Annotated in this window: 21 protein-coding genes; 17 read left to right on the top strand and 4 right to left on the bottom strand. The window is 69.8% G+C overall.

Going from position 1 to position 23,831, the window contains the following annotated elements; all coding sequences use genetic code 11:
* The first annotated feature begins 32 nt into the window (after positions 1 to 32).
* Both ACNNMR_RS11740 and ACNNMR_RS11735 read left to right on the top strand, forming a co-directional pair.
* Positions 33 to 458 carry a hypothetical protein gene (locus tag ACNNMR_RS11740; protein ID WP_419994511.1) on the top strand — a complete coding sequence of 142 codons (426 nt, stop codon included), beginning with the start codon at positions 33 to 35 and terminating at the stop codon, positions 456 to 458.
* Between the two features lie 94 nt (positions 459 to 552).
* On the top strand, positions 553 to 1,164 hold the full coding sequence (locus tag ACNNMR_RS11735; protein WP_419994510.1) for a hypothetical protein: 612 nt from the start codon (positions 553 to 555) through the stop codon (positions 1,162 to 1,164).
* A 73-nt stretch (positions 1,165 to 1,237) separates the two neighbouring features.
* Here ACNNMR_RS11735 and hisS read toward each other — a convergent pair whose 3' ends face one another.
* Positions 1,238 to 2,566 (bottom strand): histidine--tRNA ligase, encoded by a 1,329-nt coding sequence (gene hisS / locus ACNNMR_RS11730; protein WP_419994509.1) that lies wholly within the window; start codon positions 2,564 to 2,566, stop codon positions 1,238 to 1,240.
* A 195-nt stretch (positions 2,567 to 2,761) separates the two neighbouring features.
* Between hisS and ACNNMR_RS11725 the strand changes: the two genes are divergently transcribed.
* Positions 2,762 to 3,346: an HAD family hydrolase gene (locus ACNNMR_RS11725; protein WP_419994508.1), complete on the top strand. Its 585-nt coding sequence runs from the start codon at positions 2,762 to 2,764 to the stop codon at positions 3,344 to 3,346.
* 1 nt (position 3,347) lies between these two features.
* Here the strand turns inward: ACNNMR_RS11725 and ACNNMR_RS11720 are convergent, their stop codons facing one another.
* A complete protein-coding gene (locus ACNNMR_RS11720; RefSeq protein WP_419994507.1) occupies positions 3,348 to 4,838 on the bottom strand; it encodes a twin-arginine translocation signal domain-containing protein in 1,491 nt (496 codons plus the stop codon).
* A gap of 643 nt (positions 4,839 to 5,481) precedes the next feature.
* Here ACNNMR_RS11720 and ACNNMR_RS11715 point away from each other — a divergent pair.
* Positions 5,482 to 5,661: a hypothetical protein gene (locus ACNNMR_RS11715; RefSeq protein WP_419994506.1), complete on the top strand. Its 180-nt coding sequence runs from the start codon at positions 5,482 to 5,484 to the stop codon at positions 5,659 to 5,661.
* The gene (locus tag ACNNMR_RS11710) at positions 5,658 to 6,146 is read left to right on the top strand and encodes an ATP-binding protein (protein WP_419994505.1); all 489 of its coding nucleotides are present in this window, start codon (positions 5,658 to 5,660) and stop codon (positions 6,144 to 6,146) included. The genes ACNNMR_RS11715 and ACNNMR_RS11710 overlap by 4 nt, the downstream gene beginning before the upstream one ends.
* 117 nt (positions 6,147 to 6,263) lie before the next feature.
* On the opposite strand, the gene ACNNMR_RS11705 is transcribed toward ACNNMR_RS11710, so the two are convergent.
* Positions 6,264 to 6,761, bottom strand: a complete 498-nt coding sequence (locus tag ACNNMR_RS11705) for a hypothetical protein (RefSeq protein WP_419994504.1) — start codon at positions 6,759 to 6,761, stop codon at positions 6,264 to 6,266.
* 327 nt (positions 6,762 to 7,088) lie between these two features.
* Between ACNNMR_RS11705 and ACNNMR_RS11700 the strand changes: the two genes are divergently transcribed.
* On the top strand, positions 7,089 to 7,604 hold the full coding sequence (locus ACNNMR_RS11700) for a DinB family protein (RefSeq protein ID WP_419994503.1): 516 nt from the start codon (positions 7,089 to 7,091) through the stop codon (positions 7,602 to 7,604).
* Here ACNNMR_RS11700 and ACNNMR_RS11695 read toward each other — a convergent pair.
* Positions 7,601 to 8,461, bottom strand: coding sequence for an IS5 family transposase (locus ACNNMR_RS11695; RefSeq protein WP_420000334.1), 861 nt, complete (start codon positions 8,459 to 8,461; stop codon positions 7,601 to 7,603). The genes ACNNMR_RS11700 and ACNNMR_RS11695 overlap by 4 nt on opposite strands.
* 35 nt (positions 8,462 to 8,496) lie before the next feature.
* Between ACNNMR_RS11695 and ACNNMR_RS11690 the strand changes: the two genes are divergently transcribed.
* The 11 genes from ACNNMR_RS11690 to ACNNMR_RS11640 all read left to right on the top strand — a co-directional run bounded on the left by ACNNMR_RS11690 (position 8,497) and on the right by ACNNMR_RS11640 (position 22,444).
* Complete coding sequence (locus ACNNMR_RS11690) at positions 8,497 to 9,426, top strand: DUF6461 domain-containing protein (RefSeq protein ID WP_419994502.1); 930 nt, start codon at positions 8,497 to 8,499, stop codon at positions 9,424 to 9,426.
* A 349-nt stretch (positions 9,427 to 9,775) separates the two neighbouring features.
* Complete coding sequence (locus ACNNMR_RS11685) at positions 9,776 to 10,579, top strand: hypothetical protein (RefSeq protein ID WP_419994501.1); 804 nt, start codon at positions 9,776 to 9,778, stop codon at positions 10,577 to 10,579.
* Positions 10,580 to 10,943: 364 nt separating this feature from the next.
* Positions 10,944 to 11,225, top strand: coding sequence for a pilin (locus ACNNMR_RS11680; RefSeq protein WP_420000333.1), 282 nt, complete (start codon positions 10,944 to 10,946; stop codon positions 11,223 to 11,225).
* Positions 11,226 to 11,402: 177 nt separating this feature from the next.
* The gene (locus ACNNMR_RS11675) at positions 11,403 to 13,247 is read left to right on the top strand and encodes a hypothetical protein (RefSeq protein WP_419994500.1); all 1,845 of its coding nucleotides are present in this window, start codon (positions 11,403 to 11,405) and stop codon (positions 13,245 to 13,247) included.
* A gap of 5 nt (positions 13,248 to 13,252) precedes the next feature.
* The gene (locus tag ACNNMR_RS11670; protein WP_419994499.1) at positions 13,253 to 14,194 is read left to right on the top strand and encodes a PrgI family protein; all 942 of its coding nucleotides are present in this window, start codon (positions 13,253 to 13,255) and stop codon (positions 14,192 to 14,194) included.
* Positions 14,195 to 14,209: 15 nt separating this feature from the next.
* Positions 14,210 to 16,054: a VirB4 family type IV secretion system protein gene (locus ACNNMR_RS11665; protein ID WP_419994498.1), complete on the top strand. Its 1,845-nt coding sequence runs from the start codon at positions 14,210 to 14,212 to the stop codon at positions 16,052 to 16,054.
* Positions 16,051 to 18,471 (top strand): type IV secretory system conjugative DNA transfer family protein, encoded by a 2,421-nt coding sequence (locus tag ACNNMR_RS11660; RefSeq protein WP_419994497.1) that lies wholly within the window; start codon positions 16,051 to 16,053, stop codon positions 18,469 to 18,471. Before ACNNMR_RS11665 ends, ACNNMR_RS11660 begins: the two co-directional genes overlap by 4 nt.
* A gap of 18 nt (positions 18,472 to 18,489) precedes the next feature.
* The gene (locus tag ACNNMR_RS11655; protein ID WP_419994496.1) at positions 18,490 to 19,518 is read left to right on the top strand and encodes a replication-relaxation family protein; all 1,029 of its coding nucleotides are present in this window, start codon (positions 18,490 to 18,492) and stop codon (positions 19,516 to 19,518) included.
* Positions 19,519 to 19,780: 262 nt separating this feature from the next.
* Positions 19,781 to 20,458 (top strand): C40 family peptidase, encoded by a 678-nt coding sequence (locus tag ACNNMR_RS11650; protein WP_419994495.1) that lies wholly within the window; start codon positions 19,781 to 19,783, stop codon positions 20,456 to 20,458.
* A 5-nt stretch (positions 20,459 to 20,463) separates the two neighbouring features.
* Entirely contained in the window at positions 20,464 to 21,504 is a 1,041-nt protein-coding gene (locus tag ACNNMR_RS11645) for an extensin (RefSeq protein ID WP_419994494.1), read from the top strand.
* A 274-nt stretch (positions 21,505 to 21,778) separates the two neighbouring features.
* On the top strand, positions 21,779 to 22,444 hold the full coding sequence (locus ACNNMR_RS11640) for a MarR family transcriptional regulator (RefSeq protein ID WP_419994493.1): 666 nt from the start codon (positions 21,779 to 21,781) through the stop codon (positions 22,442 to 22,444).
* Positions 22,445 to 23,831: the final 1,387 nt, after the last annotated feature.

Raw genomic sequence — 23,831 nt, 5'->3', positions numbered from 1 at the left:
GGGGGTGAGCTTCGCTCCTACGGTCTTCGGTCATGAGCCAAGACCACGCGCCGGCGACGGATGGCCCTTCGGGCACGAGCATCGTGGCGGCCGGGATCGAGTGGGACGCGGTGAAGGTGCCCCGGCGTCTGGGACTGCGTGCGCTGAAGCTTCTCGAAGTCACCGGGCCGGTCGCGGTCGATCCGGGTGCCGTCGAGCCGATGCTGTACTTCCTCGTCCCGCCCGGTAGTACTGCCGGCTGCCGGTTTCAGCACATGGTCGTACTCGGGCGAGGTGCCCACGTCGTCCTGCCGCCGCACGAGCGGCTGGCGCCGCCAGGACCGTATTGGCTCATCCCACCTGCTGACGGCCGGCAGCACACCGACGCCGCGGCCCTGCGGCAAGCACTGATCACGGCTTGGGCCGCCCGCGGCACCGCATGTTCCACCGCCGATCCCACCTGGACTGCCCGCGGCTAGCCCCTGCGGGCCGCACCACCCCTGCTCGGTCACCGATGGCCGCGGCGGGGAGTGCCATTTCCGTACGCACGCCGAGAACAAGGAGGCATGCACCATGGGCACGCAAGGAGACCGCATCTTCGCCACCACCGCAGAACGAGGCTTCCCCGACCCGTGGTTGAGCTTCGGCGACTCGCTGTGCGACGAGGCTGCCTTGTCGACGGAGCTGACTCGCGCCATAGCCAAGGCCCGAAAAGAGCCCGCGGGCACCGGGCATACAGAGGTGGCCCGGGTCTTCGTCGCGAAGAAGGCGAACCTGCGCCGCTGCGCCGGGATCCTGGCGCAGGTGCTGACCGACTACGACGACACGGGCATGTGGACCCGCCTCGATGAGAAGGCGGCACGGCTGGACGTAACGGATGTGCTGGAGACCTGGGCGCGCACGCAGGCGCTGCATCCGTTCCCGGTGGTCCTGAAGAGCCTGGAGTTCAACTGGGGCTACATGAAGGAACACGGGGTGCGCAGCTTCTACGAGATGACCCAGGGCTACATCGCCCGGCTGACGGACAACACGGAGCGGTGGCACGCCGCGTGGGACGCCGAGGTGGCGACCGGGGTCGTGGACCGTATCACCAGCATCGAGGCCGACCTGGCGTCGATCGAGGCGCCGATGCACTGCGACGTGTGCAAGAAGACGATCACTGCGCTGCTGTACCTGGACGCCTAGAGCGCCTGGTCGCTGTCCGGGCCCGTCCGCGTCCCCCGTCGCGGGCGGGCCCTCTCACGTGTGCCGGCCGGGGTCAGGTTGTGGTGGGTGTCAGGCGGCGGGCCAGCTCGGCGGCGGCCTGGTCGAAGGGCACCTGGGTCTGCTCGCCGCTGTCCATGTCCCGCAGCGTGACCGTGCCGGCTTCCCGCTCGCTGGCGCCGTAGATGACCGCGTATCGGGCTGCCTGTTCGTTGGCCCACTTCATCTGCCGGGCGAACTTCCCCGACGATCCGAGGTAGACCCCGGCGCGCAATCCGGCGCGGCGGATCTCCGCGGCGAGGCGGAAGCTGCCCGCGGCCTGTTCCTCGCCCATCACGGTCACCGCCACATCGACGCCCGCGCCGTCTTCGTCTGCGCCTGGCAGGAGCGGCAGAATTCGCTCGATGCCCAGCGAGCCACCACAGGCCGGGGCGTCCTTACCGCCCAGTCGGGCGATCAGACCGTCATAGCGGCCGCCGGAGGCGATCGAGCCCGGCATGCCCGGCGCGACCACCTCGAAGATGATCCCGGTGTAGTAGTCCAGACCGCGTACCAGGTTCGGGGTGAACGCGATCCGCTCCGGCGTGATCGTCTCGGCGGTGAGTTCCAGAAGGCGGTCGACCTCGGCGAGGCCGGCCTGGCCCAGGTCGGATCCCTTCAGGGCGTCACGGATACGGGTGACCGCGTTGTCGGCTGTCAGATCGTCGACCAGCCCGCGGGCCACTTCCTCGGCCAGGCTGCGGGAGTCCACCAGTTCGGTGACGACCTGCTCGGGCGTGAGTTTGTCCAGCTTGTCGAGGGTGATCAGCGCGCCCGCGCCGCGGTCGGATGGAACGTTGTAGGCGTCCAGGAGGCCGTGCAGGGCCTGCCTGGAGTTGATCAGGAACTTGAAGTCGGGCACGCCCAGCTCGGCGAGCGCGTCGTGGAGCGCCAGCACCACTTCGGCGTCGGACAGCGGCGATGAGGAGCCGACCACGTCGATGTCGCACTGCACGAACTCGCGGAAGCGGCCCTTGCCGGGCCGGTCCGCCCGCCACACCGGAGCGATCGCATAGCGCTTGTAGGGGTTCGGCAGCTGGGAGCCGTAGGCCGCTACGGCACGCGCCAGGGGCACCGTCAGGTCATAGCGAAGCGCCAGGTCGGCTTCCCCGGAGGCTTCATGCTCACCACGGCGCATGATCTTGAAGATCAGCTTGTCGGCCTCATCCCCGAACTTTCCCGTCAGCACCTCAAGCCGCTCGAAGGCCGGAGTCTGCAAGGGCTGGAAGCCGTAGCGGGCGAAAACACTCCGCAGGGTGGCGAAAGCATGCTCGCGGCGGATGTACTCGGCGGCGAGGAAGTCGCGGGTACCTGACGCGGGCTCGAACTGCTTCGGAGATGCCATGACCGACATAGTTCCGCACGCCCGGCACCGACCGCAAAGCGACGAGGCGTACGACCTGCACGCCCTTCTCGACGAACTCGACGAGATCAGCCCGGGTGCTGCCGTGGGGGGAGATCGGGCGTCATATCTGCCAGCGACGCCATCATTCAGACGCTGCCAGTGACCCGCGCCAGCCGCGAAGCTATCGTCACCACCGTGGAGTGGGTGGAGCTGAGCCGGTATGCGGGCGTCATCTTCGACTGGGACGGCACCCTGGTGGACAGCCAGCCGCTGAACTACGCCTCGCTGGCCGCCGCTCTCGCCCCGTACCACGTGACGTTGGAGCGGGACTGGTACTGGCAGCGCCTGGGCACCTCCGCCGGGGATCTGCTGTCCGAGCTGGGCGTGACGGTCCCGGTCTCGGACGTGGTCGCGGACTGCAAGCGCCGCATCATCGCGGGTGCGGCCGGATTGGTCGTACGGACCCCGGTGGTAGAACTGGCGCGGCGGGCCAAGGAGGCCGGTGTGGCGTTGGCCATCGCCTCCGGCGGTGCACGGGAAGTTGTACGTGCCGGGCTGGTGGCCACCGGGTTGGATGAGCTGTTTTCCGTGGTGGTGGCCTATGAAGATGCCGAGAGGGGAAAGCCGGCGCCGGATGTGTTTCTTCGGGCGGCCTCTCGGATCGGGGCTGAGGCCGGACGGTGTCTGGCGGTGGAGGATGCCGACGAGGGTGTGGTCGCGGCGCGGGCAGCCGGGATGACGGTGCTCGATGTCCGCGACGGCATGCTGGATGCCCGCTGACTCAGGCCGGCAGAGCGGGGCGGGCCGCGCGTACCTCGGCCGTGAAGGCGCGTACCTCGGGGGCCCTGCCGTCGATGTGCTGCAGGGCGCGACCGAGGTCGGTCGACCGGGCGACGATGGAGCCGACCAGGCGGCGGCACGCCAGTGCTTGGCGTCCCGCGTCGAGGGCGCCGTCGAGTTCGCCGAGTTCGGCGCGAGCCGCGGCGAGATCGATCTGGGCGATCGCCATTCGGGTCGGGGCCTGCTTGCCGTACGGCACTGCTCGGTACTGCGCGATGGCCTGCTCGGCGGCATCCAGCGCTTGTCGGGGCGCTCCCAGCCACAGGTGGCTGGAGGCGTCGTAGCTGGCGAGACGGACCGCGTCCGCACCGAACAGGCCTGCGCCATGGGCGGGCAGATGCTCGGCGTGGCGGCGGGCGATGCGATGGGCGTCATCGAAGGCGTCGGCGCGGCCTGCCTTGGCGGTGGCGCGGGAGACCTGGGCGGACAGCCGGGCGGCGGCCGCGGTGCCGGTCGGCGCGGCGGCCAGGCCACGCATGGCTGCGCCCAGCGCCTCGGTGGGGCGGTCGTCGTACAGGGCGATGGTGGTGCGGGCATCGTCGGCCCAGGCACACACCTCGGGTACCTCGGACTGCCGACCGTGGGCGTACGCATCTACGCACCAGGACTCGGCGAGCGCGGTCGCACCCATGTCGTGTGCGAGCCAGGCCAGGACCACGGAGAACATGCCCGCGACGCGGGCCAGTTCACGGCCCTCTTCCAGGGTGTGGCGGCCGGCCAGCAGGCGGGCGGTGTGCTCGCGTGCCGTGGCAGCGGTCGCCCAAGTGGCGGCCGGGGGGTTCGAGGCGTAGGAGGAGCCCAGCTGGGTCAGCTGTACCTGCAGATGTTCCAGGGTGCTGGGGCCGAGGTCGGTGCGCTCCAGGTCCAGGGTGTAACCCATCGCGGCGCGCGGATGCGCCAGATCGGCTGCGGCCGTCGCGGCCGTGGCCGTGGCAACGCCGAGGGCCTTCAGTGCGTTACGTCGGTTCGTGTCGTCACCTGCTTCGGTCAAGGCTGCGGAGGGTGCGGTGCTCGGGCTGGTTGCGGGCGGATGGGTCTGGCGGAGGCGGGCGAGCCCGGCTGCGCCGAGCGCGCGCACGTCGTGAGCGTCCAGCAGCTGCATCAGCTCGGCGCCGTAGAGGGCGGCCAGGCCCGCCAGAACGTGCGGGGCGGGGCGGCGCGCGGCGCCCGTCATCGGCCACGTCTCGTATTCGCTGATCCGGGCCTTGGACATCGGCGTCGGGGAGACGGCGGTGCCGTACAGCTGGTTATAGGAGTCGGCGGCCTGCTGCCCGGACAGTCCGGCCGCGTAACGCCAGGCCGCGCGCGGCCGCATCCGGCACTCGGCCACGATGGCCTGCGCGATCAGCTCCGTTGAGCAGCCGACCGCGGCCAGCTCGACACGCAGCCGCGCCGCCCGCGCCACGGGGCCCGACCTCGGCGTCTCGCCCACACCAACCCCCTTGCCGGCAGTGAGAATCAGCGAGATCTCCACCCCACCGTAGCGTCGGGAGCCGCCCCCGCGGCACGGACTGGGAACACCGTGGCCGGCGATCTGGGAACACCTGTCTCTTGACCGGCGATGAATGCCCAGGTCACCACCTACGCAGTGACGCCCGTGCTGGGAACGGAACGTTCCCGGCACCACGGGCCGACAGCGGCAGCATCGCGCGGCAAAGCTGATGGGGCCAACGCAGGCCCTCGGCAGACCAATGCACCTGCACACAGCACATCGAAGGGCGACGTGAACCGGACGCAGCGCGGCCTGACCTGCTTCGACGCAACGACGACTGCAACTGCCCGAGAACCGGCGCCGGCCCAGAGGGGACAGGAACAGTGGCAACGGCAAACCCCATCGAGGCCGACACGGTGGTCATGCGCGAACGGCCGACACGCCACGCCCAGATCAGCCGCTCCATCGGGCTGACAGACCCCACCATCATTCGCCGCCGGTCACTACGGATGCGGCACGCCCGCCCTCCCGTCGGAAGCACTTCGGGCCAGGGGCTTCCGCTCTTCCGTATCACGACGGTGTCGTCGTCGAGCCAACAAAAGCAACGCAACCAGCGCACCCCTCGCATGTCTGGAGAAACACTATGGACGCGACACTGCTGCCCGCCTACCTGCTCCTTGCACTCGCCGCTCTCCTCGCTGCCGCGCTGCTGGCATGCGACGCCTACCGCTGCATCAACCGGCCGACGGGCCGACACCGACTCCCGCAGCGCTCCCGTCGGCCCGGGCGTGTGCTGTACGTGACGTACGGAGTTGTCCGGTGATCCGGGCGCCACGACCGGCCACATCCGGGGTCCTGCTTCTCAGTTGGGGTGCCGGTACTCCGCACGCGCCGAGCGTGGCGCGGGAAACGCTGCGCAGTGCCTTGCGCAGCCGCGGCGTAGCGCCCGAGGACACCGACGATGCCGTACAGGCGGCTTCCGAGCTCATCGCCAACGCTGTCGAGCACGCTATCGGCCCGTACGAACTGTGGCTCCGGTCCACGGCGAGCGAGCTGATCTGCGAAGTACACGATCACGATCCCACCCTGCCCCGCCTGACCCCGCACAGCGAACATCCGGAGCCTGTGCCGCGCGAGTGCGGGCGGGGCCTGTGGATCGTCGAGGAGCTGACCGCGGGCTGCTGGGGATTCCGCCTGACGGGAGGACCACGACGGGCGACCTGGCGGAAGGTGGCCTGGATGGCGGTTCCAGCGGGATTGCATTTGGTGCAACGATCCGCTGAGCGGGGACCTGGCGCGGTGACCTAAGCTTGTCGATCTAATGGAGTGAACGGGCCGGATAAACCAGGACTACCGGGCGGCAGGCGGCACGCGGTACGCCGCAGCTGGCCTTCCCTGGAGAAATCGGGTGGCTGCTGTCTCCGGTCAGAGGCTGCCTGTCAGGCGATAGCTCTTGGGGGTTCCACTTGCGGCCAGGTCGGCAGTGTGGGTACTGAACCCGTCAGGGCTGAGCAAGAGGTATGACTCCTGCTCTGATGCGATGTGCTTTACCCAGGTCGCGGTAAATCCCGCGGCTAGTTTCTGCCAGGGTTTCCAGTCGGAGCCTTCTGCCAGTTCGGCGTAGAAGTGGTATACGTCGCGGACCGACAGTGTCGAGGTGAACGTCACCTGTACATGTCCGCCGCTCCATGCCCCAGCCTGGAATATGTTTCCTTTCGAGTAGGTTGCGGGCTCTTCCTCTCTGTTGGTGCGCTTCGCACCAGGGGGGAGTTTGGTGAGCGCCGGATCGGACGCCAGGCGGCGCAGCCGTTTGTTGCCCGGGTCCGGATGTGGTGGCCTGCGGTGAATTGCGCAGGCTGGGGTCAGGCCGCCGACGGCCCACAGCAGGAGGATGGCTCTACGACTCGCGATCAACATGATCACCTCAAGAGTGTTCCGCCCCTTGGCTGAGCGGTCCCGGCGAAGTCCGTTCCTGTTCCGCGTCTGCGGCGGGACGCCGACCGCCCCGGTGGGCGGGGGTTTGGGAGCGGGCCCGGGATTCGGCTGTCGGTGGACCGCGGCGACGCCGCTGAATTGGCTGGGGTCGCTGGTCAGTGTAAGCAGGCCCGGCCCGGCATGATTCTGGCCGCGATGGGCCCGGGCCCGACGGCAAACTTCGGGCCCGGGCTGGTGGCCGGTTAGGGCCTGTCCGGCGGATCTTGAACCGAAAATCAGGCGGCATCCGGAGACCGAGCGCCCTAACGTGCAGGCATGTCACCTTCACTTGAGCGTCCCCCTTTGCAGGCCGACGAACGCACCGCGCTCATCGGCTGGCTGGATCTGCAACGGCAGATCTTGAGATGGAAATGCGAGGGCCTGAGCGAGGCTGACGCGCACCGCTCCGTCATCCCGACCTCGCCGGCGATGACGATGGCCGGGCTCATCAGCCATATGCGGTGGGTCGAGCACACCTGGCTGGAAGTGGTGTTCTTGGGCGGCGACAAGACGCAGAACCCGTCCCTGGTCGCGACGGGCGAGGACGCGGACTGGCGCACCGACGGCATCTCGCTGAAGCAGCTGCTCGCGGAGTACGAGGCCCAGTGCGTCCGAAGCAACGAGATCGTGGCCGAGGCATCCCTGGACGACGTCGGCCGCCACCCCGACTACCGCGCCGGCAACGCCAACCTCCGCTGGATGCTCATCCATCTCGTCGAAGAGACCGGACGGCACGCGGGGCACGCGGACATCGTGAGAGAGCTGCTCGACGGGGCGAAGGGGTACTACTAGGTCTCTTCAGTGGGTCGCGATCGGAGCCAGAGTCGGATCGAGGCAACGGTGACGGTGCCGTAGAAAACGTAGGCGCGTTTGTCGAACCTCGTCGCCACAGCCCGGAAGCTCTTGAGGGCATGGATCGTCCGCTCCACCTCGTTCCTGAGCTTTAAGATCGTTTTGTCGAAGCCGGTGGGCCGTCCGCCCCTGCTGCCTCTGTGTTGTCGGTTGGCCCGCTGGTTCTTCGGTTCGGGGATCGTGTGCTTGATCTGGCGTCGCCGCAGGTAGCGACGGTTACGACGGGACGAGTAAGCCTCGTCTCCGCCGAGATGGTCAGGCCGAGTCCGCGGACGCCCACCATCACGGCGGGCGACACGGACACGCTCCATGACCGGGATGAGCTGTGGGGCGTCGCCCCACTGACCCGGGGTGATCAGCAAGGCCAGTGGGCGGCGTCCGCTCTCCCCAGCAAGGTGAATTTTGCAGGTCAGGCCGCCCCGTGAGCGTCCCAGTGCCCTCATCGGGTCGGTGCTGCCGGGGCGTGCGCCTTTTCCCGGGAACCGCGGGGGCTTCCTACGTGCTCCCGCGGCGTGCTGGTGGGCCCGGCAGGAGGTGGAGTCCACGCTCACCATGGACCAGTCAATGTGGCCTTCCGCGTCAGCATCAGCGAGGACAGCCGCGAAGAGCCTGTCCCATGTGCCATCCGCTGACCAGCGCCGATGCCGCTCGTACACGGTCTTCCACCGGCCGAAACGCACAGGCAGATCCCGCCACGGCACCCCGGTCCGTTGCCGGAACAGAATCCCGTTGATCACCCGGCGATGACTCTCCCAACGACCGCCGCGCTGACCGGACGTCGGCAGATGCGGCTTCAGCCGGGCGCGAGGAGACGCTGCAGGTTGCCGGACAGTTGAGCCTGAGCCTGTATCCGGATTATTTCCCGCTCGTGCTCGCCGACCGCGTGGGCGGATGGGTGCTACTCGTGGAGGACAACGGTTACCACGGATCGCAGCGCCGGATCCTCGCCCGGTTGTCCGAAGGGACGGTCGCGGCCAGCGTGTACTGGAACGTCAACCGCCACAGCCTGCTCGCCCTCGCCCAGGATGGCCGGGTCCTCGCCAGCATGGACTATTTGCTCCGCCGGCGGGCGCCGGAGGGTTCGGCGCCCGACTCGGTGCTGCCCTTCCTCGACGGGCTCGACTTCGAGGACGCAGAGTGCGCCGACGCTGCCGCCCTGACCTTCCTGGAGCGGGTAAGTGGGGTGCGGATCACGGCCACGTGGGCGGAGGCCGTGCACCCGGTGGCCGCGCTCGCTGACCCGGCCGAGTTCCTCCCGGACACGCCCAGGAGTTGGCTGCACGGTCGAGACCTGCCGACGGACCGCAGCCGACTGCGCGCCGAAGCCACTCAGCTGGCGCGTGATGCCTGCGCGGCAGCGGGCGTTGCCGACCCCGAGGTCCTTGAAGGCCTTACCGCCGATCCGGATGATCTCTCCGCGGAGGAGCGGGAACGGCGCCTTGCCGGGTTGGTGGAGCAAGCGATGGCCACGTACCGGCGAGTGCTTGATATGCGCTGGGAGCGCGGCAGACCAATCGACGAAGAGCTTCCGGCCGGGGAGCGGCTCCGGGCCGCACTCGTACGCAGAGACACCGACCCCGTCCTGGAGAGGTCGCTGCTTGCCGAAGCGCACGCCTATGCGGCGGCCGCCAGCCGGCTGGCGACCGACCCGGTCGACGCGCTCGGACTGGCGACCTACAACGCCGGCCAGGTCGCGAGCGCGAGGAAGGCGCGGCGCCTCGACGAACAGCCACAGCCTAAGCGGGCGCCACGCGGCGACTGATGTAAGGGAACCGCGTCGGCGACGGGGCCGGCGCCGCGCGATTTCTCGCTGGTTATGGGCGGATCTGCGATGCCCGCGCCACGCCCGTCCCATGCTGTGAGTGGACCATGCTCCACGGCTGAAAGGCCTTCACTCACAAGCGTTGACCTTCATGATCTTCGTCGACCGGACAGTGGCGGGCGGCTTGAGAGGACGCCGCAGCCCGACGGGCGAACCGTCAGGGGCAGGTCGGCACATGACGCCGCAGTGGCAGGCCAGTGGCGGGGCGCTGCCAGGTCAGCGGCGCGGCGGTGACAGGGGTGTCTGGGGTGATGCGAGGGCCCTGTTCCGCCGAGCACTGGAGACGCTCGTGGCCCTCACACCTGACACCCGTCCTGCGATCGCCGCGCTCTCGCCGTTGGAGAGCCTGGACGCCGCCTTTCTCGCGCTGTCCGGCGCGGCGTCCTCCGGGACGCTGCCCGTCGATTCGTTCATCGAGGAGGGCGGGGCGGTGATGTTGCCGATCGTGGAAGTGCGCGGTCGGCTGGCGCATCCGGCTACTCCGCCCGAGGTGCGTACCCGGATCTGGCGGGCGGTGGTCGTACGCGCTCATCGCTGCGGGGAGCCGTGGACGACGGCCGCGGCCGGCCTGGCGGTGCCGGTTCTGCGGCGGATGTTGTCTCGGCTCGTACGGGCTTCGGTCGCGGACCGGGAGGAGCTGGAGCAGGAGATGCTCACCGCGCTCCTGGCTGAGTTGGCGGTCGTTGACCCGGCGGATCCGCTGCTGGACCGGCGGCTGCTGCGGGCCGCGGACCGGGCCGGGCACCGGGTCGCGTACGCCGCGATGCGGGCCGCTCGGTGCGTGGAACTTCGTCCGGAGCTACCTGTGCGAGGCCCCGGGGACGGTGACGGGGATGACGTCGGTGACGGTTCGCGGAATGAGTACACGCTGCTGGTCGCCGCGGTGCGGGCGGGGGTGCTGACCACGTACGAGGCGCAGTTGATCGCTTGCACGCGGCTGGCTGGAGCGTCGATGAGCGCGCTTGCGCACTCCGAGGCTGGGGCCGCTGGTGCGGAGAGTCGGCGGCGGTGGCTGTATCGCTGTCGCACGGATGCCGAGCGGCGGTTGGTGGCCTTTCTCTTTGACGAGGGAGACGCGCCGGACAGGACTTGACCCCGCGCGGTGTCACAGATGGTGGCCCCGGATCTCTATCTGCGAGTGAAGGCTTTGTGGCCGGCTTCGACCGTCGAGCTCTGCTCCGAATGAGCACTCCCGGTCGAGGAGGTGCAGGCAGGCCGGGGACGGCTGGTGCTGACACACATCCGAGCCGTAGGTCGGCTGCGCACGCGAGGGAGGTGCGCGTCGGGACCCGCCGGTCTGTATGCGCCGGGTCACAAAGCCTTCGCCCGCTTGCCCTGACCTGCAGGGCTCTGGGAGCTGCCGGAGGTGTGGAGCGATGGGAAGGTCGTCTCGGTCGATGGCGGCTGCAGCATGGTGGCGCGCCGGCGGTTGTGTGGGCCGCGGGCTGCTCGTCCTCATGGGTGTGTGGGTCGTGCTGCTGGTGGCCGCCTCGTCCGCGGAGGCGGCAGCGACGATCCCGCAGGTGATCACGAATCTGCGGAACTGGATCGTCGGGATCCTCGCCGGGCTGGCCACGCTGTTCCTGACCGTCGGAGGGCTGCGGTATGTGATGGCGGCCGGGGATCCGGCGGAGGTGGACTCGGCAAAGCGGGCGCTCAAGGCAGCGGCGATCGGCTACGGACTCGCGGTCCTGGCCCCGGTCATTGTCGAGGTCCTCAAGAACATCGTGGGTGGCTAGGTCATGGCCGCGCCCCGTCCTCGCTTCCGCCGTCCCGGACCGTCCTGGCTCCGTGCGGTGCTCGCCGGCGCTGTCCTGTTCGTGCTGCTGCCCGTGGCCATGGCGACTCCGGCGGCGCCTGCTGGCGTTGTTGATCAGAACGCGCAGTTGTCCTTGGCCGCCGGCACGGTGGCCGCGGTGCCAGCGCAGCCGGATCCCGATCCCGCGCCCGGGGCGTCCCCCACCGCTCCCGACGGCGAGGCAGACCAACGTGATCCGGAGCCGTCCCCGGGCCCGCCTCCACCGGCCGACCCGCAGGACGACCCCGACAAAGACAAGGACAACGACAGGGACGGGGGCGAGGACGACGGGGACAGTGACGACAAGGAGTCGAAGGATCCGGGCTCTGGGGAGGCGCCGCGGGCGTGTGAGGTTGACCCGGATGTGCCGTGTGAGACCGACGGCAGTCTGTTCGACATCCCCGGCATGGTCACCGACGCGATCGCCTCGTTCTTCGGCCGACTCGTCGACGCCCTGGCCTCGCCGCTGAAGAAGCTCCTCGCCGACACCCTCCTCGCCACCCCCGACGTGACGACGAACCCGGTGGTGAAGAAGGTCTGGACGGCCTCGCTCGGCATCACCGTCGCCCTCTACGTGCTGTTCGTCCTCGCCGGCGGCCTCACCGTCATGGGATACGAGTCCGTCCAGTCCCGCTACGCACTGAAACAGATCGCCCCGCGCCTGATCCTCGGCCTGATCACCGCAGCGGCCTCCCTGAGCGTGCTGCGCAAGGCCATCGCGCTGGCCAACGCCCTGTCCACCGCGGTCATGACCACCAGCACCCAAGGCACCGGCACAGGGCTGATGCAGCAACTGCTCTCCAGCCTGCGCTGGGCCACCTGGAACCCAGCACAACTGCACCTGATCCTGCTGGCCCTGGTGTTCTGGGCGATGGCCCTCGGCGTCGTGCTCGGCTACATCATCCGCGTCGCCATCATCACCATCCTCGCCGTCTGCGCACCCCTGGCCCTGGCCTGCCACGCACTGCCGCAGACCGAACCCCTGGCCAAACTGTGGTGGCGCGCGGTGACCGGGATGCTGCTTATCCAACTCGCCCAGTCCTTCACCCTCATCGTCGCCGTCCTGCTGTTCTTCGCCCCCGACAACACCGGCATCCTCGGCCTGCCCAACCCCGGCCGGCTCACCAACCTCCTCGCCGGACTGTGCCTGTTCTGGGTGCTGCTGAAGATCCCCGGCTGGATCGCCCGCATCATCTTCCGCGCCACCCCCATCACCGGCCCCGGCAACTCCCGCATGCTGCGCACCATCCGCGGCCTGGCCATCATGATGCTGCTCCGCGGCGCACTCCCCACCCGCACCGCCACCGGCGCCCGTTCACCGACGCCTACCGGGCACGGACGCGCCGCAGGCGGCGGACCCGCAGGCAGCGGTCCGGGCAATGGCGCACCGGGCAATGGCGCACCCGGAAGCGGCGGGCCCGGAGGCGGTGGCGGACCAGGCGGTGGAGTTCCCGGAGGCGGCGGACCCGGAGGTGGAGCCCCCGGCCAGGACGGACCGGAAGGCGGCGGCCCGGGAGGCGGACCCCCGGTTGTAGTCCCAACCCGCGGCGGCTCCGACACCGGACCAGACTCCAGCCCAACCCTGCCCACCAGCGGCCCGGACGGCCCGCCAATCACCTACACCTGGGCCACCCCACGCCGCAACGGCCCGCAGCCCGGCACAGGCCAGCAGAGCAGCGCACACCCCGCCGCCCCAGCAGCAACCCCGAACACGGCCACCCCGGCTCGTTCACATGCCAAACCGTCCTCGCCACGCACCGGGACACCACACCAGCCCCCCTCCCGCGTGCCGCCGCCCGCCCACGCGGAGTCACCGTCCGCCACTACAGGTCGTCGGCACACTCAGCCGCCGCGACCGGCCCCACCACCGCCCCCGGTACGCCACACGCTGCCGCCCGGCAGGCCGCTGCCACTGCGCCTTCCACTCGAACCGCCCCGTTCCCCATCCGCAAAGGTCCGGTGAACCTCATGCCCAAGGACAGGCACGAAGCCGACGGTCCATACGTGGCCCGCATTCCCGCCGACGTGGCACGGAGTGATCGCGTACTCGGGCCCTTCACGGCCCGGCAGTGCGCCCAGCTGGCCGTCGTCGGAGCGCTCTTGTACGGCGGCTACTTCGCGGCCCGGCCGCTGATGGCGCCGCTGGCCTACCTGGCGATGGTCATCCCGGTGGCCGGCGTACTGATCGCGGTGGTTCTCGGCCGCCGGGAAGGCATCGGCCTCGACCGCTTCCTTCTCGCAGCCCTGACCTTCGCGCGCACGCCGCGTCGACGCGTCCACGCCCCCGAAGGCGTGCCTCCTCTCCCGGCGTTCGTGCCCGAGCACTTCGGAAACGCCGCAGGCCCGGACCCCGTCCCGCTAGAACTGCCAGCTGCCGGCGTGGACGAGGCCGGTGTGCTCGACCTTGCAGACCATGGGCAGGCCGGGCTGGCGGTGTGCTCGACAGTCAACTTCGCTCTGCGCACCGCCGCCGAACAACAGGGTCTGATCGCCGCATTTGCCCGCTGGCTGAACTCACTCACCGGCCCAGTGCAGATCATGTTGCACGCACACCGCATCGACCTGGCCCCGCTGGCGGCACGGCTCCACCGCAACGCCCCCGCACTGCCGCATGTAGCACTGGAGCGCGCGGCCCGCGCCCACGCCGACTTCCTCACCGAACTGGCCGAAGGCCGAGACATCACCGCCCGGCGCCATCTGGTCGTCCTTCGTGAAGCCGGTCCGGCCGCCGGGTCGGCGCGTGAGCGTGCCGAGGCCGCGACGCGACGGGCGCGCCAGAGGCTGGCCGAGTCCGCACGTGCCCTGGCATCTGCCGAGGTCGAAGTGCGCCCACTGGACGCCGCTGGGGCCCGGCGCGCGCTGGCCCTCTCGTGCGAGGCCGATCTGCCGACGCAACACCCGGAGGCATGAGCCGTGAAGATCCGTATGAAGAAGGCTCAGCAGGCGTCTCCGCCCGGGCGAGTGAATGCGCGAGCAGCACTCGCGCCGCTGGGCCCGGAGGCCATCGAGGTTCACGCCCGGACCCTGGCCGTGGGTGCGAGCCTGTCGGCGACGCTGGTGGTCACTGGTTACCCGGCCGAGGTGACCGCCGGCTGGCTCGCGCCGCTGCTGAACTATCCCGGCCGACTGGACGTGGCGCTGCACATCGAGCCGATCCCTAACGCGGTAGCGGCCGCAGGCCTCAAGAAGCAGCGCGCCCGCTTCGAATCATCCCGTCGATCCGACTACGACAAAGGCCGGCTCGACGACCCCGAGGCAGAGGCCGCCGCCACCGACGCGATGGAATTGGCCTACCGAATCGCCCGGGGCGAGGGAAAGCTGTTCACCCTCGCGCTGTATCTGACCGTGCACGCCTCCAGCGAGGCCGAGCTGGAGGAGGAAGTCGCCGCGGTCAGGGCGGTGGCCGAGTCGCTGCTGCTCACGGTGCAGCCGACCACCTACCGGGCGTTGCCCGCCTGGTTGGCCAATCGCCCCTTCGGCATTGACACCCTCAAGATCCGCCGCACCTTCGACACCGCCGCGCTGGCCGCCTGCTTCCCCTTCACCAGCCCCGACCTGCCTGCCCCGACCGATGGGCGTACGCCATCCGGGGTGCTATACGGGCTGAACACCGCATCTGGCGCCCCGGTGATCTGGGACCGGTACGCGGCCGACAACTACAACTCCATCACCCTGGCCCGATCCGGCGCCGGCAAGTCGTATCTGACGAAGCTGGAGCTGCTGCGGCTGCTGTTCACCGGCGTGCAGGCCGCGGTGATCGACCCGGAGGACGAGTACTGCCGCCTCGCCGCCTCGGTCGGCGGCACTGTCGTCCGACCTGGTGCCGCAGGCGTGCGCATCAACCCCTTCGACTTGCCGGCCCATACGGCCGACGGCACCGATGCGCTCACCCGTCGGGTGCTGTTCCTGCACAGCTTTCTGTCGGTGCTGTTCGGCACCGAACTGTCCGCCGCGGAGAAGGCGGTGCTGGATGCCGCCTTGCTCGATACATATCACGCCGCCGGGATCAGCACCGACGCCCGCACCTGGCGCCGCACTCCGCCCACTCTGGCCGATCTCGCCGCCGTGCTGGAGCGGAGCGGGAGCGAGACGGGGAAGGAGCTGAGCGCGCGGCTGGCGCCGTACGTCACCGGCTCCCACGCCGGGCTATTCAACGGACTCACGACCTGCGACATGCGCGGACATCTGGTGGTCTTCGCGCTCAAGCAACTGCCGGAGGAGGTCAAGGCCCCGGCGATGCTGCTCACCCTGGAAGCCATCTGGCAGCGCATCACCGCCACCGCGGGCGCTGAACGTCACCTGGTCGTCGTCGACGAGGCATGGCTGCTGATGCAGCAGGGCGCCGGCGCCCGCTTCCTGTTCCGAATGGCCAAGGCCGCCCGCAAGTACTGGACCGGACTGGCGGTGGTTACCCAGGACGCCGACGACGTGCTGTCCAGCGAGCTGGGCAGGGCGGTGGTCTCCAACGCAGCTACGCAGATCCTGCTGCGCCAGGCCCCGCAGGCCGTCGACACGATCACGGAGGCCTTCCATCTCTCCCGTGGCGAACGCGAATTCATCCTCTCCGCGGGGCGAGGCGAAGCGCTGCTGCTCACCGGTGACGGCCGACGAAAGGTCGCGATGATCAGCGTCGCCTCACCGGAGGAGCACGGGGTGATCACGACGGATCCAGCGGAGCTGGCCGCTGCGGCGGATCCGCCAGCAGCGACCGCCCAGGTGCATCTCCCGCACGACGACTCCACTGACCTGGACGAGGTGGATGAACCGTGATTCCCACTCTGCTCGTAGTCCCCGACAAACCCACCAGCAGCCCGCACCCCACCAGTCCACTGGTCACCTTCCTCACCGACCCGTACGGCTTCCTCACCGGCCACCTCGCCCCGATCGCCGCCTTCGCGACCACACACGCCGCAGCACTGATCGCCGCCACGACGGCCGTGGTCGCAGCTGTCGTCGCTCTCCGTTTCGGCCTCGCACGTCACCGCCACGCCCGCCTCGCGGACGGCGCAGTCTGCGTGACGGTCCTGGCCCCGCCCGACGTCGAGCCGCACGGCGGCGAGGCGCTCTGGGCCCAACTCTCCGGCCTGCTGCGCCCCTGGTGGCAGCGGCTGCTGCACGGCCAGCCCCACCTGGCCTTCGAATACACCTGGAACTCCGACGGCATGACCCTCCACCTGTGGGTGCCCGCCGGCGTGCCGACAGGGCTGGTGCGCCGCGCCGCGGAGGCGGCCTGGCCCGGCGCCCATACCCGGGTGACCGACCCGCCACCGCTCCTGCCCGCCGGACACCGCATCACCGCCGGTCGGCTGCGGCTGGCCCGACCGGAGGTTCTCGCCCTGCGCACCGGCCACGACCGCGATCCTCTGCGCGCCCTGCTCCAGGCCGCCGTCGGACTGCGGGACGGTGAGACGGCCTGCGTACAGGTTCTGGCCCGCCCCGCCACCGGAATTGCGCTCCGCCGCGCCCGCCGCACCGCCCGCCGACTCAAAGCGGGCGACGGCGGGGCCCGGTTGCCCGCGCTGGTGAACCTGGCCGCCCACCGATCCCAGCACACCCCCACCACCCGCGAGGACGCCGACTACGCCGCCACCGTCCGCCAGGCGGCGATCAAACTGGCGGGCCCGCACTGGCAGGCGAGCGTCGTTTACGCCGCCACCTGCACACCCAGCGACGACCGCGCCGCCGAGCGGACCCGCGGCCGCGCCCATGCCCTGGCCTCCGCCTTCAGCCTGTTCGCCGAGCGCAACTGGCTCGCCCGCACCCAACTCTTCCGGCCCGCTCGCTGGATCGACGCCCGCCGCTTCCCGCACCGCGCAGGCTTGCTCTCCGTACCCGAACTCGCCGCCCTCGCGCACCTGCCCACCGACGCCCACGCCCCGGGCCTGGCCCGCGCCGGCGCCCGCTCCGTTCTCCCACCCCCGGCCATCCCCGCGCCCTCACCCGCCGCCCGCCCGCTCGGCACCGCGGACTCCGGCCCCCGCCGCCCGGTCGCACTGGCCACCACCGACGCCCGCCAGCACGTCCACCTCATGGGCGCCACCGGCTCCGGCAAGTCCACGCTGATCAACCACCTCGTCCTCGACGACATCCGCCACGGCCGCGGCGCCATCGTCCTGGACCCCAAAGGCGACCTCATCGTCGACCTGCTCGCCCGCCTGCCTGAGCACGCCGTCGACAAACTCGTACTGATCGATCCCGACGACCCCCACGCCCCGCCCTGCCTGAACGTCCTCGACGGCACGGACACCGACGTGGTCGTCGACAACATCACCGGCATCTTCCGCCGCATCTTCACCGCCTTCTGGGGCCCGCGCACCGACGACCTGATGCGCGCCACCTGCCTGACCCTGCTGCACCACCGCGACGCCACCGGCTACCTGCCCACCCTCGCCGACATTCCCCGGCTGCTGGCCGAGCCCGCCTTCCGCCTCCGCCTGGCGGCCACCCTCAAAGATCCGGTACTCAGAGGCTTCTGGGCTTGGTACGAGTCCATGTCCGAGCCCACCCGCGCCGCGGTCGTCGGGCCGGTGATGAACAAGTTGCGCGCCTTCCTCCTCCGCGACTTCGCCCGCCGTGCGATCGCCGCAGGCCCCTCCACCTTCGACATGACCGACGTCCTGGACGGCGGCATCCTGCTGGCCCGCCTCCCCAAAGGCGCCCTGGGCGAGGAAACCTCGCGCCTGATCGGCTCCTTCATCGTCGCCCGCGCCTGGCAGGCCGCGGCCGCCCGCACTCGCACCCCCGAGCGCGACCGCATCGACGCCTCGCTCTACCTCGACGAGTGCCACAACTTCCTCACCCTCCCGTACCCCCTGGAGGACATGCTCGCCGAAGCCCGCGGCTACCGCCTCTCCCTCACCCTCGCCCACCAGAACCTGGCCCAACTGCCCCGCGACCTGCGCGAAGGCATCTCCGCCAACGCCCGCAACAAGGTCTTCTTCAACGCCTCCCCGGAAGACTCCGCCTCCCTGGAGCGGCACACCGCCCCGCTGCTGACGGCACACGACCTGGCCAACCTCGGCCCGTACCAGGCCACCGCCCGCCTGCTCGTCTCCGGCGCGGAAACCCCCGCCTTCACGCTCACGACCACTCCGCTGCCGCCCGCAGTCCCCGGCCGCCCCGAGCGACTCCGGACCGCTGCAGCTGAGCACTTCGGCGCCGGTCGGCCGAAGCACCGGCCCCTGTGACTCTGGAGGAGAAGAGCGATGCCGCACCCCAAACGCCCCGCCCCCGGCACACACACGATCTACACCCCCCGCGCGGCCTTGCCCCGCCGCCGCCCGGCTACTTCGGCACGCCTCGATACGCGCGCCCTGGCCGCCCGCCTCACCGACCGCGACCTATGGCTCTGCGGGCTCCTCCACGAACACCGGGTCATGACAACCCACCAGCTCACCGCCCTATTCGGCATCGGACAGCGCAGCGTCAACCGCCGCCTGCGCACCCTTTACCTCCTCGGCGTCCTGGACTCCTTCCGCCCACTGACCCGCTCGGGCTCCGCACCCGAGCACTATGTCCTCGGCCGCAGCGGAGCCGAGATCCTCGCAGCGCACCACGGCGTCGAGGTCGCGGCCACCGGCTGGCGCAAAGACACCCTCACCCGCACGGCGTTCTCCGCCCATCTGATCCACGACCTGGGCGTCAACACGCTGCTCACATCCCTGGCCGCCCACCATCACGACCACCCGGAGCAGTCCCTCGACATCTGGCTGGCGGCTCGCTCAGCGGGTCGCCTGTGGGGCGACCACGTCCGCCCCGACGCGTACGCCCATTGGCGATGCGGCCGACATCTGCTGCCGTTCTTCCTCGAGTACGACACCGGCACCGAAAGCCTCGCACGCGTTGAGGCCAAACTCCCCGGATACGCCGCGCTGTCCACCTCTACCTCCAGCCGAACCCCGCTGCTGCTCTTGACCTGCACCAGTGCCCGCGAGGCAAACCTTCGCCGCCGCCTCGCGCTGACGGCAGATCGGCTCGACGTCCCCATGGCCACGGCCTCGCTGTCACCGAACGTGTCGGCACACCGCCTCGGCTGGCTGCCCATGGACCGCGGGGTCGGCACCCGAAGCGGTCTGGACGACCTGGCCTCCAGCTGGCCAGGGCTGTCACCGGCATTCACCAACAGCACGTCCAGCATGGATCTCGTGGCGCTGTCCACGCGCGGCCCAACGCCGTGGCCCTGGCGTCCTGTCCCACCGCTGCCTCCGGCCACGCCACGCGGAGGACAGACATGACCAGAGCCTTGATTGCCGTCCTCGCCGGTGTGGTCGCCGTGGTCCTGCTGGCCGCCGCCGGAACAGCCGGACTACTGGGCATGGTCGGCACGGCTCCGGCGACAGCCCTTGGACGGACCGCTCCCAGCCGGTACGCCCTTGCCGACATCCCGCCGAAGCTGCTGGCGCTCTACCAGCGGGCCGCGCCGGAATGCCCCGGCCTGGACTGGACGATCCTCGCCGCCATCGGGAAGGTCGAGACTGACCACGCCCGCATCGTCCGATGGTCTCCTCGGCAGGCGCGGTGGGACCGATGCAATTTTTGCCATCTACCTTCCGCGCCTACGCCCACCCGGTGCCGCCGGGCGGGAAGAAGCCGCCCACCCCATGGGACCCGGTCGATGCGGTCTACGCCGCCGCCCGGCTGCTATGCGCGAACGGCGCGAAAAACGGCAAGAACCTCCGCCGCGCAATCTTCGCGTACAACCGCGCCACCTGGTACGTGAACAAGGTCCTGCGGATCGCCGGCAGGTACCGGGCGGCTACCTCGTCCACGCAGGCCGATGCCCGTCCGCCCTCACTGCGGGCGGCGATCGCGGTGCGCTTCGCCCGCGACCAGATCGGCCACAAATACGTCTGGGGCGGCGACGGCCCGGCCGAAGGCGGCTTCGACTGCTCAGGGCTGACCAAGGCCGCCTACGCCAAAGCCGGCATCCGCCTGCCCCGCGTCGCTCAGGACCAGTACAACGCTGGCCCTCGCCTGCCACAGAGCGCGCGCATCCTGCCCGGCGATCTCGTCTTCTACGGCACCCCGACGAACGTGCACCACGTCGGCATCGCCACCAGCGGCACCCACATGATCAACGCCCCTAAACCAGGCACAACGGTTCGCGAGGAGAAGATCCACTACCCGGGCGACGATTATCTTGGCCACACCAGGCCCAGCGCGGCGAAGCGGTGAACGCCATGCCGGAGACACTGACGTCCACAGCCGCGGCGGAGGTGCGAGCGCTGCTCAACACACTGACGCGTTTCCTGGCCGGCGTCGCAGTTCTGGCGCTGGTCTTCACCGCCGTCAACGTCACCCTCTTCGCCGTCGCCTCCGGCATCCCGTGGCCGATCGCCATCCTCCTCGACCCGCTGGTCGCCCTCACTCTCAGCGCGGTGCTCTATGCCGACGCCCGTTTGGCAGCCCTCGGTATCCGCCCACCGGTCTGGTCAGCCGTGCTGCGCTGGGGCTGCGGCCTGACTGCCACGCTGCTGAACACCTGGACCTCGCTCTGGCCCGATCACCAACTCGGCTGGCCGCGCCACGCCGACATCGCCGGCGTCGTCCTCCACGCCGTACCGCCGCTGCTACTGATCGGCCTGACTGAAACCGTGGCCGCCTACCGTCGCACCCTGGCCGACCTGGCCCATACGGAGACCGGCACTGCGCTCTCCCACGAGACAGACCCCCACCACGAAGGTGGGGCTCAGGAGTGCAGACCGAGTTCACCCGACGCCTCCGTGCTCTCGACGATCCACCGCCGTTCGAACACGCCCGAAGTCGATCCATGGATACGGTTCGACGATGCGCCCATTGCGCCGTCCGGATCCATGACCGCTCTCGATCGTGGCGGTATCGCCGACTCTGCTCTCGGTGTCGATCCCGCTCCGGCAGACGGAAGCGATCCACGATCCACCCCGTCTCCACCCCTCAACCCGCAGACAATGCCCCGATCCCAGCCAGCATCAGCTGCCCACGGCACCCGCGTCGGCTCGCAGGCGGCCGACAGCGCGCCGACCGCCACCCTCCGGCGCCATGGCCCCCGCCCTGACGACGAAAGCCCCGCAGACGGCGACCTGTTCACTCGCGCTCTGGCCCTGGACGCCGCATGCCGTTCGCACTACGGACGACCGGTGAGCATCCGCCGATTGCGCACCGAGCTCCACCTGGGACCTAAGCGTGCTCGCGCGCTCCACGACCGGATCCAGGCCCGGCACGCCGAGCACGCCACCCGTTGATCCCAGGCTCAGGTCAGCGCTCTCCATGGCACCCACGCGTGCCCTTCACCGATCCGCGGGACTCTCTGCACGATCCGCTTGACGACCAGGCAGTTGCGAGCGTCGATGGTCGTGAAGCCCAACGCGGGCAGGTCCACAGACCGTGGATGTGCCGACCGCCGCTCCAGCGGCGATCCTGCGCAGCGCACGCAGCCGCATCGGGCCAACTGCCGAACCGGCAGCCCCGGCCGGGGTCCCCAGCAATCACAGCACGACGGAGAACGAGGACCCCACAATGACGACGCACGACACCCTCAGCGGCGCTCCGGCAAATGTCCACACTCACCTCCAGACTCAATCTGCCGGCACCGCCCTCACCGTGACCGAGATTGCCCTGGCCATCGGCCTGGGCCGCTCCACCGTCGGAAAGGCCTTGACCACCCTGGAGGAGCGCGGACTGGTTGTCCGGCAGCCCGGCAATACCACCAGCGGACGCCGCAGCCCCGACCGTTGGACCGCGACTGGAACGGCGGAGATCAAGCCAGGGGCAGCGGCTGCGGCTGGCGACGCGGGGGCGCGGCAGACCTCGGTGCCGGACGTCTGGACCGGCATCCTCGTCGCTGTTGAGCCCGAGCCGCCCGTGACCTGCCTGGACGGCCGCGCCGCAACCGACACAGGCAAGGCACAAAACCCGGCGCGGCCGCAGGCCTCGTACGGGCCGCCGAAGCGACGTGCTCCGGGACAACTGCGCGAGCGTGTCTTGCAGTTCCTGCAAGAGCGGCCGGACGAGGAGTGGGGACCGACAGGTCTGTCCCGGCAGTTGGAAGCATCATCAGGAGCGATCAGCAACGCGCTGGACAAGCTGGCACAGCTCGGCCTGGCACGCCAGACCAACGACAAGCCGCGACGGTTCACCGCGGTCCCTGCACCGGAGTCTGGGCACGCCGGAGTCAGCAGGTAGCTGTAGCCATGACCGGGCTGCCGATGATGACTGCGGCGTCGGCAGCCCGGTGCCGTGTCGAAACGGGCAAGCACCCCGACCATCCGGGAGCGAGCTGCACCTGGTCGCGCACATGGTGAAGAATGTCCGAGTCTGCGGGGACACCGTGCAGCAATTGACCCACGTGGCAAGATCGGCAGATGGTTGTTGATCCGGTGCTGAATCAGACCCGGGGGGTGTGGGAGACGCTGGCTGCTGTGCCGGTGTCGTTTCCCTGGCGGGGGCCTGAGGGTGGTCACGTCGCCCGGCTCGCGGATGGCTCCGCCGTCGTGGGCTGGGATTGTGGTGCTGGGTGAATCGGCGGTCGTCACGGCACCGACCGATACGGCTGCGCAGATTCTGCGTCGGATCCGCTCCGGGATGCCGGCCAGTTCGCTGACGTCTCTAGAGGCGGTTCGGTCCGTGCTGCCGGTGACTGACGTGCTGGGTACGGCGGTGTTGGGCTACGTGTCACGTGACGGCTTCCGCCCTTGGCGGATGGCCGTCGCGTTGAACGGCCGGCCGCCGGGCATCAGGACCTGACGAGGCTGGTGGAGTCAGGGACGCCAGAGGACGCGGGGAGAGCGGGATGGATGAGATCACCTCCGCCGCGTTCGTCGTGCGCAAGGGTGCGGACGTGGTGGCCGCAGGGGGGTTTCGAGCTTGGCCCGCGGCAGTAGCTCACCTGTGCGTGCTCACCGCACCAGGAGAAGGAGGCGGCGGGCTGGCGCGGCAGGTCGCTTCTCAGGCGGTGCGCAGGCGCTCACCGACGGGCTGCTGCCGCAGTGGCGGGCCCTTCCGATGCCCTCTCGTAAAGTCGCACGCCTGCTGGGGTTTCGTGAGCTTGGAAGCCAGCTCAGTTTCCGCCTGGACCAAGAGCAGCCTCTGCTGGGCCTCGGAGCGAGCCAGGCGCCATGACGTGGTGCCGGTCTCGTCGGGGGGCGCGTTAGCTCATCCTGTCGTAAGTCTGGTCGGGGCTCGACTCCGGCCTCGGCACGAGACTCGGTGGCGGGCAGGCGAGCGAAGCGGGGATCACCGATGCAGGGCATTTGGTGAAGGTGGTGTAGTGGGCTGCGGTTTGCGGCCAATTCAATCCTCGATCGGTGCACTCCTCCTCGCAGCGCAGCCTCTCCGTGACGTAGCCATCGCTCAGGTTTGCAGAGCATCGGCCTGAGCAAATTGGATCAACTTATCTGAGTGCTGCGGGCCTGCAACCACGGCATCCGTCATGTGCGCGGCAATAGCTGCAGCCCAGGAGGCCTTTCGATGCGGCAGGTTGGCCACTTGCGCGGCCGCCGGATGTTACCGGAACCGGACATTCATTGTCGACACTGGCATTGCGTTCGGAACTGCTGTTTGCCTAACATGT

The sequence above is a fragment of the Streptomyces boninensis genome (assembly GCF_048572725.1).
Lineage (GTDB): Bacteria > Actinomycetota > Actinomycetes > Streptomycetales > Streptomycetaceae > Streptomyces > Streptomyces boninensis.
Note: the sequence above shows the minus strand (reverse complement) of the source record. Positions and strands in the feature narration are given on the sequence as shown.